Raw genomic sequence first — 17,924 nt, 5'->3', positions numbered from 1 at the left:
TAAGGCGACAGGGTCACAAACAGAACGGAAGTCATGGAAAAGGATAATCGGGTACGAGCGGTGCGTCAGGACGATGAGATCGACCTGCGTGAACTGCTTGGCGTTGTTTACGACCGTAAGTGGTTGATCATTGCGACCACAGCGCTTTTCGCCGTAGTCAGTGTGGCCTATGTGCTGCTGGCCGCGCCGGTGTATCAGGCGCAGGCAATGATCCAGGTTGAATCAAAGGTACCGGCAATACCGGGGCTGTCTGATCTGACCTCGTTGACCGGCGGCGGCAATACGGCGGCAACAACGGAAGTGGCCCTGCTTACTTCACGGATGGTTGTCGGTAGCGCAGTTGATCGCCTGCAACTGGATGTCGCAGTTGTGCCGCGACGGTTCCCGCTGCTGGGTGGATACGTTGCCAGGCGTTTTGCGGGCCGTTCACCTGACGAACTGGCGGCCGCTCCAATCGGCCTGTCAGGCTATGGTTGGGGGGGCGAGGTGTTGAAGATTCACCGTCTCGACGTACCCAATGGTCTGCTCAATAGAGCCATGACATTGGTTGCGGGGCCCACACCGGGGAGCTTTTTGCTGCGTGGACCGGATGGCGAGGACGTGCTGCAAGGTGAGGTTGGGATGCCCGCAGAGGCTGCTGGCATCAAGCTGGAAGTAGCTGAGCTGCGCGCAAATCCTGGCATGCGTTTCATTCTGGAAAAGCAACGCCGGCTGGATGTCGTGGTCGACCTGCAGAAGGACATCAAGGTAGCCGAGCAGGGCAAGGACTCCGGCATCCTGAAGCTCGCCTTTGAAGGACGCGACGCATCGGCTGCAGAGGCGTTACTGCAGAGCGTGGCTGAGATCTATGTGCGGCAGAACGTCGAACGCAGCTCCGCTGAGGCGGCGTCCCAGTTGCAGTTTGTGAAGGATCAGCTGCCAGCCGTGCGCAGGCAGGTCGAGACCGCGCAGGCGGCAATGGCCGCCTATCAGGCGCGCTCAAATGCAGTGGATATCACCATGCAGACCAGGGGGCTGCTGGAACAGGAGGTAGCGGTTGAAACCAGTATTCAGCAGCTGCGTTTGAAGCAGGCTGAGCTTGACCGGACGTTCACTCGCGAACACCCTGCTTATCGGGCCCTGCTCAAACAGATCGGCGGCTTGCAGGCGCGTAAAGATGGCTTCCGCAGTGAGGTCAGTGCCTTGCCGGACACGCAGCAGGAACTGCTGCGGTTCACCCGCGACCTGACGGTCAGCAACGAGCTGTACACCGCACTTTTGAATCAGGCTCAGCAACTTGACGTGGCGCGTGCGGGTTCGGTTGGTAATGTTCGCATCGTGGATGCCGCGGTTGCCGATATGAGCAAACCGGTGAAGCCGAAGAAGGCAGTTGTGGTTCTAGCTATGACCTTGCTGGGCGTTTTGTTGTCCACCGCGTGGGTGTTCGGTCTGCGCATGCTGAACCCCGGCATAGAAGATCCAGCCGATATCGAAGCACTGGGTTTGCCGGTATACGCCTCGATTCCCTTGAGCAGATCCACCAGCCTGTTGCATTCGACCAGGGCGGTGCGCGCAAAGCGCAAACCTATCGGTGTGAGTACAGGCTCGCATTTACTGGCAATGGCTGCACCGGCGGATCTGGCCGTAGAGGCGCTGCGCAGCCTGCGCACAAGTCTGCACTTCGCCATGATGGAGGCAAAGAACAATGTGTTGCTGGTGTCGGGCCCTCGTCCTGGCATCGGCAAGACCTTTGTTGCAGCCAATCTCGCGGCGGTCATTGCGCAGGCAGGGCAGCGTGTCCTGGTTATTGATGCAGATATGCGCAGGGGCACCCTGCACAAGGTGCTTGATGTCGGGCACGGCCGAGGTCTGTCGGATCTGTTGTCAGGAAAGGTCAGTGCAAGTGAGGCGATCAATGCTATGCCCGATCTTGAAAAGCTGCACTTCATCGTCCGCGGCGAGGTGCCGCCTAGCCCTTCGGAACTGCTGATGCATCCTCGCTTTGCGCAGATGCTCGAGGAGCTGCGGAAGGACTACGACCTGGTGATCATCGATTCACCGCCGATTCTTGCGGTGACCGATGCGGTGATTGTCGCAAAGCATTCCGGATCAACGCTGATGGTTACCCGCTTTGGCATCAATCATCCGAAGGAAATCTTGTTGGCGATGAAGTGTTTTGAGCAGAATGGGGTGCAATTGAAGGGGGCAATCTTCAATGCGGTCGAGAAGCGTAGGACCGGCTATTACAGCTATGGCTACTACGACTACTCATCAGATGAAGTCTGATTGAAGCGGAGGGGCGGGGTGCTACGGCGCCCCGAAGGCCGTGAGCGCTGACGGCGGGCGTACGCGCCTGCAGTCAATCGAGCAACGTATCCGGATTCTTGAGAACTCCGTCCACTCCGCGCTCGGCTGTCATCTGGTACAGCGTATAGGAGCGGCTCAGGCGAGCGCCGCCATCGCGGCTTAGCGGACTCCAGTTCAGATTGGCGCGGCTTCTGGTAGAGCGCGGCAGCATCAGGTCGAAGGGGACCGAAACAAAGACCCCTTTGTCGAAACTGCCCTCACCGAAGGTGCGCGCGGATACGTCGGTCTTGGTCGCATACGCGCCCATACTGGCGCCGTTATCGAATATCCGGTTCAAGGCCAGTGTTGCACCCCAGTCCTTGGCCAGATAGCGGCCAACGCTGAGCGTTGCGAGAACGTTGCGCATGTCACCCCAGAGGTAGTACAGGCTGGCATGGCCGGTGGTGACGCTGTAGTCCCTGAAGCGCAGGCGCTGGTCGAAATCGCGCTGTTTTACCGTGCTCACGTCGGCACCGATCGCCCAACGGCTCAATAGCGGGCGGTACAGCACTTCACCTCCGATCCCGCCGTACATGGACTCGAACAGACCGGCATAGCCGATGGCGTAGATGTCGGGCGCGATCTGCGCGGTCGCCGTGAGTTGAAGGTTTGGCAGCGTCGCATCAGCGGTGGTCAGGTACTGACGTACGTCGGTACGCACCCGCTGGAGCTCGCTGGGGGCGTCGTAGCGGAATTGATCGTAGTTGTTGTACAGATTGTAGTTCAGTGTGCCACTCAGCCAGATGTTGTGGGTGAACCGAAGCTCGGCGCTGTAGCTGCCTGCTACCTGAAACAGGATGAAGTTGTCTGGCCCGCCCAGTGATTGCTGGTAATCGAGATTGAAGGTTCCTTCGAAGCGTCGCAAAGGCGCCTCATACAGCGTATGTCGATAGGCGCGCGTTGGTGCAGCCATGTCGATGCCGAGTACCTTGGCTGCCAAACGATGGTCGGAGAATTGCTTGAATCTGCTCCGTTCCACGCTGCTTTCGATCAGCGGAAGGCCCCGTCGAGTGTTCTGCACGTTGAACCAATGGATATCGTTGGCTGCGGTCTGGTCGAGAATGCGTGCTGTGCGGCCAAAAGCGATGCCCGGGTCCAGATAGCGTTGCTGCTCGCCGCTGACAGTAAGCTCGGGCCCGCGCCGTGTGATGCGGCTTACGCGAAGCCCTGCGTTGTCTTCGAGCTGGCGTGAGACTGCCGACCAATCTGTAGGAGCCGCGCCAGCGGGCGGGCTTGTTCGATCGCCATGCGCTGCGCGTTCTTCCTTGGCAATTATCGGTGCCGGGTCGAGTGACTTCGTTACCGCTGGTGCGGTGGCCAGGTTGCCGTGCAGGGTGAGGCCAAATGCGGGTTTGTCACCGCGCTCCCAGCCGATCTGGAACTGCAGGTTCTGGTTCAGCGCATACGCCGCGCCAATGTTCAGTGGCAGTCGTTGGCGCTGATGATTCCGCTGCGGCTCATTGCGATAGTCGTTGCCTTCGTATTCCAGTTTTATCTGTAGCGGCTCCCATGGAGTCTGATAGGCAATGCCTGCGAATACAGCGACCGGCCCACGGAACATGGCGGAGGTATTCAGTTCGCCCGTGTCATCCGAGCGATTCGGGCGGGTCCTGAAGCGGTCATCGACAAGCTTCAGCGGGTTGCCGAAATCACCGCGGTTACCTATGTAACCTGTGGCCAATCCCAAGCTTGCATCAAACGACCCCAGCCGTTTGCTGGCGACCAGGTATTCGCTGGAAAACAGCCCGGTTCCGCCGATATCCCTGGCACCGATGGCAACTTCGGGTAGCCATCGGCTTTCCTGCAGCAGGCGGACCTTCAGATCAATGGATTTGTCTTTGTAGTTCTGGTCGCCGCTCAGCCACGCATGGCCATAACGGCGATTGGCGATCGAGATGTAGCGGAATGATCCCTCAAGCCACGGCATCGGCTGCATGCTGACGGTGTAACGGCTGTAGGGAGATGTGTGGCTCGCAGTGATGCTTACCTCGCCTTCATCGACCATGCGTGCGGTAGGGGTCTGCATCAAGCCAACGCTGCCCCAATCGCTAGCCCTAGGTTGCGGGGCCTGCTGCGCGTGCAGTTCGGCGCTGATGCATAGGCATAGCAAGCTGACGCTGATGGGGATCAGCGACTGGCTGAGTGGTTTGTTCACGGGTTTGTTCCTGGCTCAGCCAATAGCTGGGTGGCAAGGAAGCGGACCGCATCCTCGTTGAAGTGGGGCGCTGTGTTTCGTACAACCTTCTCAGCAAGTGGTATGTAGATGATGGCGCCTGGGGCCAGAGTCGATGGCCGCCCAAGGTTCCAACGCGCGATGCCTAGCCGTTCGCTATGGCCGTCGGGCTGGATCACATGGATGTAGTCAGAGCTGGCGCCGGCTGCCTGCGGGCAGTGCCGCAGATAGGCGACAGGCTCTTGCAGGCTGATATGCGAAGGCGAGCATTGCTGCGATACGGCACCGGTGATCGTGATCGTGGAAGGGCGCTCGGGGTAAAACAGTACGTCACCGGCTTGTACAGGGACGTCCCGCGAGCGCGTTGCTTCAAGTGCACGAGGCTCCAGCGGAAGGGCGAGACGGCCGGTAACGGGAAGACTATTGATCCAGTGCGAGATCCTCCGAATGCTTGCGGCTACTGCTGGTGTTCTTCCTGCGTGGTGGGTCAACTGCTCGAGGTCATAGATCAGGCCTGCTTTCAATCGGGTCTGTTCAGGGCGCTGCGACTCGCGCAGCAGCGCGGTGCCAAGGATGTAGGCATCCGCAGTAGGGGCAGCAGCCAGTGCGAGGTGGCTCAGTCGGCTGTCGGATGGGAGCTGATGCAGGCCTGGGTTATGTACGCTGCCTGATACTTCCTCAGAAGATGCATATGCGGCATCCATGCAAAGCTGCAGCATGAACAGCAGGGCGAGTGCTCGCTTCATCGGCGTTCCAGATCGCCAGCGAACGGCTTGAGTTGAATGATTTCCAGCGAGGCGTCAGGGGCGATCGCCTGCACGCTCTTCCAGATGAAGCCGTTGGCTGGGTCCACCCAATAGTGATTGGTTGCTGACCACTCGCCGCCCCGCAAGGTTTCTTGTACATGCAACAGGCTGCGGGCCTTGCCTAGGATGTTCAGTGTTTCGTGGCCCATGGGTTGCAAGGTTCCAGTCACCAGCATCCCGTAGCGATAGCCGGGCATCACGTCGTAACGGCGCTGTGCGGTTGTCCCAGCCACGACATGACGCAGGTCTGTGAAGGGGTTCTCCCCCATGATCGACATGCCGCGCAGTTCCGGCGTTCCACCATGGGTGGCTACGATCAGGCCTTGCTGTAGGAAGACAATGTTCTTGTCGCTGCTATACCAGGCTTGTCGCTGTCCATCGATATTGCCCAATACCAGAATCGCGCTACCGGCTGCACTGGAGGCCTTGATCTGAGCGAAGCGACTGTTGGCGACGGCATTTGCATCTATGGCGACATCAGACTTGCCGCGCATGGCAATGCCAACACTTTTCAGGCTGGCTTGGGCAACTGCGCCGCAACCAGCCAACAAAAGGCTGACAACCAACGTTGTGACAGCTGTCAGCGGGCGCGTCATTCGCACCACTACAGCGGCATCCTTGCGCATCAAGATGGACCTCAGTTGTTGTCCAGATCGCTGTGTGCGCTGGCCGCATTGCTGAGAATCGCGGTGAAGGGCAGCAGCTGATTCACAAAGCGGCTCCAGCGAGTAACGCCGGCTGCGCCGACAAACACCACATCGCCTGGGTTCAACTCGAATTGACTGGCAATGGCGAACGCAGCCGGTGACCTGGCCTGCAGGTGGAAGACCTGGGAGGGCGCGTTATGCAGATCGCTGGAGCCACGGATCACATAGATGGCGTTGCCGTTGGATGTGGTCTGTATCAAGCCGCGTGCGCGACCCAATGCCTGGCTCAGCGAGATGCGCCCGGTTCTGAAGCTCATCGCGCCGGGTTGGTTGACCTCGCCGACAACATAGACCTCTTTGCGATCCAGATATGGCAAGTGAATCTGATCGTCTGCTTTCAGGAAGATGGTGGTGTTGCCGCCGATACGGCCCATCAACTCCAGGTCAACGATGTAGCTGACGCCTTCGCGGCTTAGGCGCACGCTGGACAAGTCCGCTTGTGTCGGGTCCAGACCGGATTGACTGATGGCGTCATTCAAGGTCAACGGCACGATAGTCAGCGGAATGGTTGCCGGCTGTCGCGAAGCGCCGGTGACCCAGACGCGCTGGCTGGCGTAACTGAGCATGGACACATCCACCTGCGGCGCTTCGATATAGCGTGCAAGTTTGGTGGTGAGTTCCTCGCGCAGCTCGCCGGGGGTTTTGCCTGCCGCGCTGACTTTGCCGATGTATGGGTAAAAGACTGCGCCATCCGATTGCACGAGGCGACCGGCAGCATTCAGTTGCTGCTGAGGGCCTGCGGGCACAGTGAGTTCTGGGTGGTCCCAAACCGTGATGTAGAGCATGTCGCCTGCGCCGATCCGATATGGAGCGGGCCGGTAACGGAGCAGTGCAGCTGGCAGTGCATCGGTATCGCGCGTGGCGCGCTCCATCGCGATCAGCTTGGGCGTGATCGGCAGCAACTCGACGTCGCTGTCGGTAACGGTTTGGCCGCCATGTGCTGGTGCATTGCTGCGTAGGTGCTGCCCCGGCGCGAGCGCGCAGCCGGTGAGTAACAACGCGAGCGCCAAGGGGGCGACAAGACGCTTGCAGTTCATTATGTATTCCTGGCCCGAGTCGGGCTATATGCACCCCTTGCCGGCGCGATGGCGGGCAAGGGGCGTTGACAGATGCTGGTAGTGAGTTACTTGGTGCCGGTCGGGCCCGGGGTCTTGGTTCCGCCGCCATTGCCGTCGTCGTTGTTGGAGACCACGGCATAGACCAGTGCGCTGGCAGCGATGCCGGCGCCAACCAACATGCCGGTGCTCAGGCTGCCAGTGGCAGCGCTGGTGGCTGCTTCGGTGCCTGCCAGCTCGGTGCTGACCTCGGCCTCGTGCAGGCCGGCTTCGCCGGTTGCAGCGGCCTCTTCGGTGGCAACGGTGTCGGAGAAGCTCTGCATTTCCTGCTGCGCCGGTGCCTCGGTTGCGGGCTGTTCGTCGGGTGCAACAGCTTCCTGGGGGGCGGCAGGCTGCTCAAACGCCGGCGGGTCCTGGGCAATTGCCGGGAACGAAAGCGCGGCGAGGGTCAGTGCGTAAAAAGATTTCTTCATTGCTGGTTCTCATCTTCCGCTGGAAGCGGCTGCGTTTGGGGGGCTCTGCCGACGGGCCGTAGGCGCGCGCGGTTACCTGGGCATCTGCTGAAGCGAGCGGTTGCGGCTCGCAGACGACCGCAGAAATTGTAGGGAGGGCGACGGGGTGCCTGGACTAGGTTTTGTCTGAAACTTGCAGGTGATTTTCATCAATTGAGCCCTTCGCGTTGCCCGCACTGCTCGAGTTCGACCAGTGCTGGTGCGAACCACGTCGACGTGAAGCGAGTCGGGTATGGCGTGGTTCTGGGGAAAACGCAGGCCAGGGTGTGCGTTGAAGGTGGTTCTTGACGAGGCCTTGAATGGCCTGGGGCTATTCGCTGCGCGGGAACTACTGGCTGGGCGGGGCGCTTGCCTGTAATCTTGGCGTCCTTCTTTTGGCCCCGTAGCTCAGCTGGATAGAGCGGTCCCCTCCTAAGGGACAGGTCGCACGTTCGAATCGTGTCGGGGTCACCATCATTCCGCGCGGCTTGTGGCAGCAGCTGCAAGCGCCAGCCAGCCCCGGTGCGCATGCCGATGCAATGCGGTGAAGCCCTGAATTTTCGTAGTTATGGCCCGGCCGGCCATTCGCACAGCCATGACCATCTGCAGCTGGTGTTGCCGTTACGGGGCAGTCTGGAGTTGGAGGTCGATGGGCGCGGCGGTCGCCTTGATGCCCTGCAAGGTGCTCTGATTGTTCCGGGGGCGGCGCATGTACAGGCAGGGAATGGACAGAACCGGTTTCTGATCGTGGATTGTGACAGTGCCTTGTTGGAACGCTCACAGTTGGATCACGGGCGGAAACGCCCATTTCTGGCAATTCCAGCGGCGGCGCGCAGCTTGCTTGAGTTCGTCGACATCGGTGCAGGTGACGGTCATGCGGTGGCCGCGCCCGTTGCCAGGCATGTATTGCCGCTGCTGTTGGACTGCTTGTTTGCCGATCAGCCCGAACCAATGGGCGACAGCGTCGGCCTGCGGCGGTTGTGCGGACAGGTGCGTGGCGCGCCTGGTCAGGCGTGGCCGCTGACGCGTATGGCGCAGGTGGCGGGCATGGGCCTGACGGCGTTGCATGGTGCGTTCAAGCGCCGGTTCAGCCTTACGCCGGGGCAATGGCTGCAGCAACAGCGTCTGCAATGGGCGCAAGGCAAGTTGCTGGAAGGCAGCTTGTCTGTAGCGCAGGTCGCCCAGCAGGCGGGGTTCTCCGACCAGAGTGCTTTGACCCGGGCCATGCGGCGCACGCTCGGAACCACTCCTGGCCGCTATCGGCGTGGCCTGGACGCGTAGTTTGAGCCCAGCGCCGCGCAGCTTGGGACAATACATGCCGGGTCGGCACTTGGATGCTGGCTGGGCATTTTGACGTTGGGTGGAGTGATGAAAGATCGGATGTGGTTTGGTGTCGGCAACGGCGTGGCCTCCGGCGCGCTATGGGGGCTGGTGTTCCTGGCACCGGCTGTGCTGGTGGACTTCTCGCCGCTGCAGTTGGCTGCCGCGCGTTATCTCGTTTACGGATTGATCGCGGTAATCCTGCTGGTGCCACGCTGGCCGGCGCTGCGGGCGCGCATCGGCAAGGCCGAATGGACCGCGCTGACCTGGTTGAGTCTGCTCGGCAATCTGATCTATTTCGTTCTGCTCTCGATCTGCGTGCAGTGGAGTGGGGGTGGTGCTGCGGCGTTGATCGTCGGCATGGTGCCGGTGCTGGTGGCCGTGGCCGGCGCCCGCGAGCCGGGCGCGGTGCCGCTGTCGCGGCTGGCACCAGCATTGGCGTTGTGCGTGGCCGGGGTGGTGCTGATGGGCTATGAGGCCATCGCCTCCACGCATGTGCACTCCAGCAGCGCACAGCGGCTGATCGGGCTGCTGTGTGGGGTCGGCGCACTGGTCTCATGGACGGCCTATTCGATTGGTAACACCCGCTGGTTGGCCAAGGTGCCGGATGTATCCGGGCACGACTGGTCGTTGTTGACCGGTGTGGCAACCGGTGGCTTGGCGTTGTTGCTGGCGCCGCTGGCCTTCGCCGATGGCGGCGCTGGGCATAGCGGTCGCGAGTGGGCAGGTTTCTGGGCGATGGCCGCCGCCGTTGCGGTGTTTGCATCCATCCTGGGCAACGCCTGCTGGAACCGCGCCAGTCGCGCCCTGCCATTGACCCTGGGCGGGCAGATGATCGTGTTCGAGACCTTGTTCGGCCTGGTTTACGGCTTCCTGTGGCAGCAGCGCTGGCCGGTGGCTATCGAGGTCGTTGCTGCCCTGTGCCTTCTTGCTGGGGTGATCTGGAGCGCTGCGGCGCACCGGCCCAAGGTAGCAGTGGCGACTTCTGCCTGAGGAATCCGCGCAGTCAGGGAGCGAAAGCCAGTTCAACCTCGTTCTTTCGTCTGGCGGCGACTGGCGGCGGCTCCGGTCTGCGTGCCGACCGGCTCAACCGCGTCGGCAAGGGTATTGCTCGCTGCTTGCCGGTGAGATGCCCGACGTTCGCGCTTGATGACATTTGCAACTTTTAGCCGCAGCTTGGCCGACGTTGCCTTTATCTGCGTTTTTGCATCGCAGCACTTGACAGCCTGATCCCGGCTGTTGTCTCTTGAATGCCATGAACAGCTCGCAGCCCTTCGCCGTTACCTCGCAGTCGCCCTTTGGCGGCCGGGTCGGCGTGCCTGGGCCCGGCGCCACCATTACCACCACCACTATTACCGTCACCATTAGCCCGGTGCGGTCCGTCGTCTTCGCGTAATTTCCGAAAATAACGGCCCCGCACCCGGATCAGGATGCGGGGGAACCCCATCCAGATGCGTGTCGGGGCCTCCAGCCGAGGTTCTTCCGATGTCGTCAGTTGCTGTATCCCCCGCCGATCCCGCCGCGAACCTTGCCGTTCGTACCGTCGTGCACAAATTTGGCGGCACTTCCGTGGCCGACGCCGAGCGCTACCGCCATGTAGCGCAGCTGCTGCTGGCCCGCGACGAGACAGTGCAGGTCACCGTGGTGTCGGCGATGAAGGGCGTGACCGACGCATTGATTGGTTTGGCCAAGGCCGCGGCTGCTGCGGATCCGGAGTGGGATGATCGTTGGCACGAGTTGCGGGCGCGCCACCGTGGCGCTGCCGCCGCGTTGTTGGGCGAACATTCCGGGGCAACCATTGAATGGCTGGATGCGCGCTTCGATCGTCTGCACGAGATCCTGGCCGCGTTGGCGGTCATCGGCGAATTGCCGCAGGAAGTACTGGATCGTGTACAGGGATTGGGCGAGGTGTTCTCGGCCCACCTGCTGGGCCATCACCTGCAGGCACTTGGCGAAGACGCCGATGTGTTGGACGCGCGTGACGTGCTGGTGGTCAACCATGGCGAATTGGGCGTGGATGTCGATTGGAAGTCCAGCGCTGCCAAACTCGCGTTGTGGCGGGATGCGCATCCGTCGCAGCGCCTGGTTGTAACTGGTTTTGTTGCGCGCGATCGCAAGGGCAACATCACCACCTTGGGGCGCAACGGCAGTGACTTCTCCGGCGCAATCTTCGCGGCCTTGTTCGCCGCCGATGAACTGCATATCTGGACCGACGTTGATGGCGTGCTCTCGGCTGATCCGCGGGTGGTGCCCGAAGCCGTGCAGCTGGATGCGTTGAGCTATGACGAAGCCTGTGAGCTGGCGTACTTCGGCGCAAAAGTGGTGCATCCGCAGACCATGTCACCGGCCATCGAGCGCGGTCTGCCGATCATCATCCGCAACACCTTCCGTCCAGATCATCCGGGCACCCGCATCACCGCCGATAGCTCCAGCAATGGCCCGATCAAAGGCTTGACGCTGAGTGCGGACCTGGCCGTGCTGAACGTCGAAGGCACCGGCCTGATCGGCGTGCCGGGCACAGCTGAACGGGTGTTCTCGGCGCTGCGCAATGCGCACGTATCGGTGGTGATGATTTCGCAGGGGTCCTCCGAGCATTCAATCTGCTGCGTGGTGAAGCAGGCCGAGGCCGAGTTCGCCCGTGACGCGCTTACCCAAGCCTTCTCGCACGAGTTGGCCGCAGGCCAGGTGCAACGCGTGCAGCTCACCAGCGGGGTGAGCGTGCTTGCAGCGGTGGGTGATGGCATGACCGGACAGCCCGGCGTCGCCGCACGCCTGTTCGAGTCGCTGGGGCGTGCGCAGGTCAATATCCTGGCCATCGCGCAGGGCTCGTCCGAGCGCAATATCTCGGTCGCCATCGAGGCCTGTGATGCAACCAAGGCGCTACGTGCGGCGCACGCCGGCTTCTGGTTGTCGCCGCAGACTTTCTCGGTCGGCCTGATCGGGCCGGGCAATGTCGGTGCGGCCTTGCTTGAGCAGCTATATGCGTCCGAAGCCGCGCTGCTGGCCAGGGCCAAGCTGGATCTGCGCCTGCGTGCGGTTGCCTCGCGCAATCGCATGGTGCTCGACCAGCGTGGTATGCACGGCAACTGGAAATCCGCGTTCGATTCGGCGGCGCTGCCGAATGATCTTGATCTGTTCACCGAACACCTGCTGTCGGCGCGTCTGCCGCATACGCTGATCATCGATTGCAGCGGCAGTGCCGAAGTGGCTGATCGCTATGCCGGTTGGCTGGCCGCCGGCATCCATGTGGTCACGCCGAACAAACAGGCCGGTTCCGGCCCGCTGCCGCGCTATCAGGCGATCCGTGAGGCGGCGGCTTCCACCGGCGCACGCTTTCGCTACGAGGCGACGGTGGGTGCTGGCTTGCCGGTGATAACCACTTTGCGGGATCTGGTCGATACCGGTGACGACGTGACGGCGATAGCCGGCATTTTTTCCGGCACGCTGGCCTGGCTGTTCAACAAGTACGATGGCAGCGTGCCGTTCTCCGAACTGGTCACGCAGGCGCGCGGCATGGGCTACACCGAGCCGGATCCGCGTGATGATCTGTCCGGTGTTGATGTGGCGCGCAAACTGGTGATTCTTGCCCGCGAAGCTGGCTACGAACTGAGTCTGGAAGATGTGGCCGTGGAGAGCCTGGTGCCTGCAGCGCTGCAGCAAGCCAGCGTCGACGACTTCATGGCGCGCCTCGATGAGGTGGATGCAAGCTTCGCTCAGCGTTTGGCCGATGCGCGCGCCCGCGGCAACGTGCTGCGTTATGTGGCGCAGTTCAAACCCGGGCAGCAGCCCAGCGTTGGGCTGGTTGAGCTGCCTGCCGATCACGCCTTTGCCAACCTGCGCTTGACCGACAACGTGGTGCAGTTCACCACCCGTCGTTACTGCGACAATCCCTTGGTAGTGCAGGGTCCGGGCGCGGGCCCGGAAGTAACGGCAGCTGGTGTGTTTGCTGATGTGCTGCGTGTGGCAGCGGGCGAGGGAGCGCGATTGTGAGTGATGCTGTGACGGGTTCTGGTGCACGTCAGGCGCGGGCGTTTTCGCCGGCGTCGGTGGCCAATGTGGCAGTCGGCTTTGATCTGCTGGGTTATGCGGTTCCAGATGTTGGCGACACAGTGACAGTGCGCCGCATCGATGCAGCGGAAGTGCGCATTGTCGCCATTCGTGGTGCAGCGGTGGAGCTGCCGCTGGACGCGCCCAGCAATACTGCAGGTGCGGCGCTGATCGCCCTGCGCGAGGCTTTGGCGCTGCCGTTCGGCTTCGAGGTGGAGATCGACAAGGGCATACCGTTGAGTTCGGGCATGGGCGGGTCGGCTGCGTCCTGTGTAGCGGCGTTGGTTGCAGCCAATGCCTTGCTGGATGTGCCGTTGAGTCGAGAACAGTTGTACAGGTACTCGCTGGACGGTGAAGCAGTTGCCAGTGGCAGCCGCCACGGTGACAACCTTGGCCCGATGTTCCTGGGTGGCTTGGTGCTTTCAACGCTGGAGCGTTTGGTGCCGGTGCCGGTGCCTGCGCATTGGCATAGCTTGTTGGTGCATCCGGACGCGCTGTTGGAAACGCGGCGTGCACGCGAGGCACTGCAGGGCAGCTATGCGCTGAATGAGTTTGTCGCGCAGAGCAGCAATCTGGCCTTGGTGCTCGCTGGTTGCCATGCCGGCGATGCGGGTTTGGTGCGTGCGGGTCTGGCCGATGTTCTGATCGAGCCGCGGCGCGCGCCCTTGATCGTTGGTTTCGATGCGGCCAAGGCAGCCGCACTGGCTGCAGGTGCAATGGGTGCCAGCATCTCTGGTGCCGGTCCCAGCGTATTTGCCTGGTTTGAAGAACGTGACGCCGCATTGGCCGCGGCGCCAAAGGTGCAGGCAGCGTTCGCTGCCGCAGGTTTCGACAGCCAGAGCTGGGTGAGCCCGATCAACAGTCCCGGCGCCCGACTGCTCTGAGCCTGATAACCCCTCTCCCTGCGGGAGAGGGGCTGGGGTGAGGGAGACGCCTGCGCAGTCCTTGAGTCAAATGCAGTACACCAACCTTTTCGCGGATTTCCGAATGAACTTCATCTCCACCCGCAATGCATCGCCCGCCGCCACGCTGAGTCAGGCCATTGCCGCTGGCTTGGCGCCAGATGGGGGCTTGTACGTACCCGAGCAGATGCCAGCAGCACGCAATCTGCAGATGGGCGATACGCTCGCTGCGACCGCCACTGGGCTGCTGCAGCCGTTCTTCGCAGATGACGCCTTGGCAACCGATCTGCCGACGATCTGCAACGAAGCCTTTGATTTCCCTGCGCCGCTGCAGGCTTTGGCGACACCTCGGGATCATGTGCTGGAGCTGTTCCATGGCCCAACGGCAGCATTCAAGGATTTCGGTGCACGCTTCCTCGCTGCCAGCCTGTCGCGGTTGCGTGCGGGGCAGGAGCGTCCGCTGACGATCGTGGTCGCCACCTCAGGCGACACCGGTGCCGCGGTTGCCGCCGCGTTCCACAACCAGCCCAACCTGCAGGTCGTGGTGTTGTATCCGGATGGGCGCGTGTCGCCGCGTCAGGCGCATCAGCTTGGTTGCCTTGGCGGCAATATCCGAGCGCTGCGTGTGTCTGGTTCGTTTGATGATTGCCAGGCCATGGCCAAGCAGGCGCTGAGCGATAGCACGCTGCAGGCGCAGGTGCCGTTGAGTTCAGCCAACAGCATCAGCCTCGGCCGCCTTCTGCCGCAGATGAGTTATTACGCACATGCCGCGCTCAGCCATCAGGCTGCGCACGGCTCGTTGTTGAATTTCGTCATCCCTACCGGCAACCTGGGGAATGCGATGGCGGCGGTGATGGCGCGTGCACTCGGTGTGCCTTTGGGGCGGATCGTGTTGGCGACCAACGCCAATGGCGTGTTGCCGGACTATTTCAACGGGGGTGATTACGTCCCCAAAGCAAGCGTCGCTACGCTGGCCAATGCCATGGATGTGGGCGCGCCGAGTAACTTCGAGCGTCTGCGTTGGCTGTACAAGGGCGATGACGCAGCACTGCGCGCCGCCTTCACCTCGCAGGCGGTGGACGATGCCACCATCCGCGACACCATTGCGCATCGCTATGACGCGTACGGCGAAGTTTTCTGCCCGCATACCGCCACCGCAGTGCAGGTGTTGGAACAGTTGCGCGCCAGTGGTAGTGCAGCCGCGGACCAGCATTGGGCAGTGGCCGCGACCGCGCATCCGGCCAAGTTCGAATCGGTGGTCGAGCCGCTGATTGGTCGCGAGGTGGAAGTTCCGCCAGCGCTGGCAGAGCTGCTCAAGCGTCCAGCCCACGCCGAGCCTTGCGCACCGGACTACGCAGCACTGCGCCAAAAGCTGCTCTAAACCCAGCCCGTAGTGCCGAGCCATGCTCGGCAAGAGGCCTCACCGACAACCCCGGTTGTAGGAGCGGCGTAAGCCTGGAAGCCGGTATCGCTTGGCGGCCAATGATTCCTGCCTTCCGCAACTGTACGAGCTTCGCAGCTTGCGCCGCTCCCACAAAAAGGGGCGGCTGCGCATGCAGTGCCGAGCTCGGCAGGGGGCTTCAGCGGTAATGCCTCAGCCGAGCATGGCTCGGCTCTACTGGTGAAGCCTCAGAACTCGTCGTTGGCCAGGTGTTGCAACTCAGCGAAATCCAGGATCTCCACCACATTCAGATGCGGCAGGGCTATCAGCCCCTGTTGGCGCAGCTTGGTGAAGGTGCGGCTTACCGTTTCCATGGTCAGACCAAGGTGGTCGGCGATATCGCCGCGGCCCATTGGCAACGACACCCGGTTGCTGCTGCGCCCATTCAAGGTTGCCTCACGGGCCGCCAGCCGCAACAGGAAATCGGCAAGCCGCTCCGGCGGCTGCAGGCGGGCCAGTGCAAGCGCGTTGTCCTGGGCTGCATCCAGCTCCTGGCAGGCGCGCTGCAGCAGCTTGCGTTCCAGATGCGGGTAGCGCTGGCGCAGGTCGCGCATCTGTGTGGTCGGCACCCGGCAGACCCGGCTGTCGGCGATGGCTTCGATGTCGTAACGGTGGTGGTCGCTGCCGCTCAGGCCCAGGTAATCGCCGGGCAGCACGAAGCCGTTCACCTGGCGACGGCCGTCGGCCAAGGTCCTGACCAGGCGCAGTGCACCCTCGGTTACTGTATAGACATAAGTGCGCGGCTCGCCGGCACGGGCCAGCGTGGTACCCATGGTTACTGGCGTGGAGACGGTGATCTGCTCCAGTGCGTGCACCTCATCACAGGACAGGGCAGAGCACACGGACAGGTGGCGGACCGAGCATTGCAGGCACTCACGCACGCCATTGCCTTCGTTGGCAACGGACGACACAGGGGATTGCTCGGAGCCTTGGGCTGGCCGGGACATGACTAGGACAGGGGGGAATAATGTCCTAAATTATACTTCATGCGGCCAGACGGGCGGCGTGCGGCTAGAATTGGCGACCGTTTCCCCATTGAGTTGCAGGAGTTTTGCCCGTGATCAAGCCCCGTACCCCGCCCGGCATCATGGAATTGTTGCCGCGCGAGCAGATCGCGTTCCAGCGCATGCTGGACGTCATCCGCCGCAACTACGAGCGCTTCGGGTTCCTGCCGGTGGAGACCCCGGTGTTCGAGCTATCCGATGTGCTGCTGACCAAATCAGGTGGCGAGACCGAGCGCCAGGTGTATTTCGTGCAGTCCACCGGTGCGCTGGCCAATGCGGCCGAATCGGCCGACAAGGGCGGGCTGCCGGAGATGGCCCTGCGCTTTGATCTCACCGTGCCGCTGGCCCGCTATGTAGCCGAGCATGAGCACGACCTGACGTTCCCGTTCCGTCGCTACCAGATGCAGCGCGTCTACCGTGGTGAGCGTGCCCAGCGCGGCCGTTTCCGCGAGTTCTACCAGTGCGACGTCGATGTGATCGGCAAGGACACGCTGAGCATCCGTTATGACGCTGAAGTTCTGGCGGTGATCTACGCGGTGTTCTCCGAACTGCGTATCGGCAACTTCGCCGTGCAGTTGAACAACCGCAAGCTGATGCGTGGTTTCTTTGAAGCGCAGGGTGTTGTGGATGCCGGTCAGCAGGCATTGGTGTTGCGTGAAGTCGACAAGCTCGACAAGCGCGGCCCGGATTACGTGCGTGAAACCTTGGTTGGCCCCGATTTCGGCCTGCCGGTTGACGCCGTCGAGCGCATCCTGTCCTTTGTCGAAGTCCGTTCCAGCTCGCATTCTGATGCGCTGGTGCAGATTGACGCGGTACTGGCAGCTGCAGGTGATTCGGCCAGCGAGTCGCTGCGCACCGGTGCCGCCGAGCTTCGTGAAGTGCTGGAGCTGGTGAAGGCGCTGGGCGTGCCGGAAACCGCGTATTGCCTGAATTTCTCCATCGCCCGCGGCCTGGATTACTACACCGGTACCGTTTACGAGACCAGTCTGGTTGATCACCCGCAGATCGGTTCGATCTGCTCGGGCGGTCGTTACGAAGACCTGGCAAGCCATTACACCAAGTCCAAGCTGCCGGGTGTTGGTATCTCGATCGGCCTGACCCGTCTGTTCTGGCAGCTGCGCGAGGCCAACCTGATCGATGGCATTGCCGAAAGCAGCGTGCATGCGATGGTGGCGTTGATGGACGAGGCAGCAATGCCGCAGTCGCTGGATATCGCCCGTCGCCTGCGTGCCGGAGGCATCAATACCGAAGTGCAGATGGAGCCGAAGAAGATCGGCAAGCAGTTCCAGTACGCGGCCAAGGCGGGCATTCGCTTTGTGGTGTTGGCCGGCGAGGATGAGCTGGCGCGCGGTGTGGTTGCGGTCAAGGATCTGCTCCGCGAGCAGCAGTTTGAGGTTGCCAGGGACGAGCTGGCATCTACGCTCCAGGTGGAACTGGAACAGACCCGCGCGATGGCGCGCTGATGAGAAGCCCCGCTTAGCGGGGCTTTTTTTTGTCTGCAGTGCCGAGCCATGCTCGGCAGGGGCATTGCCGGGATAGCGCCTTGGCGGGCCAGGGGCGGGCCAAACCCGGCAGGCCCCGCACGGTTTGGGTGGGGGGGGGGGGGGGGGGGGGGGGGGGGGGGGGGGGGTCTGAGCGGCCCCCCCCGCCCCC

13 protein-coding genes and 1 tRNA gene are annotated in these 17,924 nt (G+C 62.2%); 8 read left to right on the top strand and 6 right to left on the bottom strand.

The genetic code is table 11. The annotated features are described in order from the left end of the window. The first annotated feature begins 33 nt into the window (after window positions 1-33). Window positions 34-2,265, top strand: a complete 2,232-nt coding sequence (locus ACVOLV_RS10775; RefSeq protein WP_481554394.1) for a polysaccharide biosynthesis tyrosine autokinase — start codon at window positions 34-36, stop codon at window positions 2,263-2,265. A gap of 73 nt (window positions 2,266-2,338) precedes the next feature. Here ACVOLV_RS10775 and ACVOLV_RS10770 read toward each other — a convergent pair whose 3' ends face one another. The 5 genes from ACVOLV_RS10770 to ACVOLV_RS10750 all read right to left on the bottom strand — a co-directional run bounded on the left by ACVOLV_RS10770 (window position 2,339) and on the right by ACVOLV_RS10750 (window position 7,539). Continuing rightward, window positions 2,339-4,480 carry a YjbH domain-containing protein gene (locus ACVOLV_RS10770; RefSeq protein ID WP_481554393.1) on the bottom strand — a complete coding sequence of 714 codons (2,142 nt, stop codon included), beginning with the start codon at window positions 4,478-4,480 and terminating at the stop codon, window positions 2,339-2,341. Continuing rightward, on the bottom strand, window positions 4,477-5,244 hold the full coding sequence (locus ACVOLV_RS10765; RefSeq protein WP_481554392.1) for a capsule biosynthesis GfcC family protein: 768 nt from the start codon (window positions 5,242-5,244) through the stop codon (window positions 4,477-4,479). The genes ACVOLV_RS10770 and ACVOLV_RS10765 overlap by 4 nt, the downstream gene beginning before the upstream one ends. Then, window positions 5,241-5,930, bottom strand: coding sequence for a YjbF family lipoprotein (locus ACVOLV_RS10760; RefSeq protein ID WP_481554391.1), 690 nt, complete (start codon window positions 5,928-5,930; stop codon window positions 5,241-5,243). Before ACVOLV_RS10760 ends, ACVOLV_RS10765 begins: the two co-directional genes overlap by 4 nt. A gap of 11 nt (window positions 5,931-5,941) precedes the next feature. Further along, the gene (locus ACVOLV_RS10755; RefSeq protein ID WP_481554390.1) at window positions 5,942-7,048 is read right to left on the bottom strand and encodes a polysaccharide biosynthesis/export family protein; all 1,107 of its coding nucleotides are present in this window, start codon (window positions 7,046-7,048) and stop codon (window positions 5,942-5,944) included. Between the two features lie 86 nt (window positions 7,049-7,134). Then, window positions 7,135-7,539 (bottom strand): hypothetical protein, encoded by a 405-nt coding sequence (locus ACVOLV_RS10750; protein ID WP_481554389.1) that lies wholly within the window; start codon window positions 7,537-7,539, stop codon window positions 7,135-7,137. Window positions 7,540-7,954: 415 nt separating this feature from the next. Between ACVOLV_RS10750 and ACVOLV_RS10745 the strand changes: the two genes are divergently transcribed. The 6 genes from ACVOLV_RS10745 to thrC all read left to right on the top strand — a co-directional run bounded on the left by ACVOLV_RS10745 (window position 7,955) and on the right by thrC (window position 15,207). Further along, window positions 7,955-8,031: transfer RNA gene (locus ACVOLV_RS10745), tRNA-Arg, on the top strand. 60 nt (window positions 8,032-8,091) lie between these two features. Then, window positions 8,092-8,838, top strand: coding sequence for an AraC family transcriptional regulator (locus tag ACVOLV_RS10740; protein ID WP_481554388.1), 747 nt, complete (start codon window positions 8,092-8,094; stop codon window positions 8,836-8,838). 87 nt (window positions 8,839-8,925) lie between these two features. Beyond that, the gene (locus ACVOLV_RS10735; RefSeq protein WP_481554387.1) at window positions 8,926-9,870 is read left to right on the top strand and encodes a DMT family transporter; all 945 of its coding nucleotides are present in this window, start codon (window positions 8,926-8,928) and stop codon (window positions 9,868-9,870) included. A 492-nt stretch (window positions 9,871-10,362) separates the two neighbouring features. Further along, window positions 10,363-12,867 (top strand): bifunctional aspartate kinase/homoserine dehydrogenase I, encoded by a 2,505-nt coding sequence (gene thrA, locus ACVOLV_RS10730; RefSeq protein WP_481554386.1) that lies wholly within the window; start codon window positions 10,363-10,365, stop codon window positions 12,865-12,867. Next, the gene (locus ACVOLV_RS10725) at window positions 12,864-13,808 is read left to right on the top strand and encodes a homoserine kinase (protein ID WP_481554385.1); all 945 of its coding nucleotides are present in this window, start codon (window positions 12,864-12,866) and stop codon (window positions 13,806-13,808) included. Before thrA ends, ACVOLV_RS10725 begins: the two co-directional genes overlap by 4 nt. A 103-nt stretch (window positions 13,809-13,911) precedes the next feature. Continuing rightward, window positions 13,912-15,207 (top strand): threonine synthase, encoded by a 1,296-nt coding sequence (thrC, locus tag ACVOLV_RS10720; RefSeq protein ID WP_481554384.1) that lies wholly within the window; start codon window positions 13,912-13,914, stop codon window positions 15,205-15,207. Between the two features lie 248 nt (window positions 15,208-15,455). Here thrC and ACVOLV_RS10715 read toward each other — a convergent pair whose 3' ends face one another. Then, window positions 15,456-16,214, bottom strand: coding sequence for a Crp/Fnr family transcriptional regulator (locus ACVOLV_RS10715; protein WP_481554383.1), 759 nt, complete (start codon window positions 16,212-16,214; stop codon window positions 15,456-15,458). A gap of 110 nt (window positions 16,215-16,324) precedes the next feature. Here ACVOLV_RS10715 and hisS point away from each other — a divergent pair, with 110 nt between their 5' ends. Next, on the top strand, window positions 16,325-17,734 hold the full coding sequence (gene hisS / locus ACVOLV_RS10710) for a histidine--tRNA ligase (RefSeq protein WP_481554382.1): 1,410 nt from the start codon (window positions 16,325-16,327) through the stop codon (window positions 17,732-17,734). Window positions 17,735-17,924: the final 190 nt, after the last annotated feature.

Source organism: Stenotrophomonas sp. STEN023 (assembly GCF_056760135.1).
Note: the sequence above shows the minus strand (reverse complement) of the source record. Positions and strands in the feature narration are given on the sequence as shown.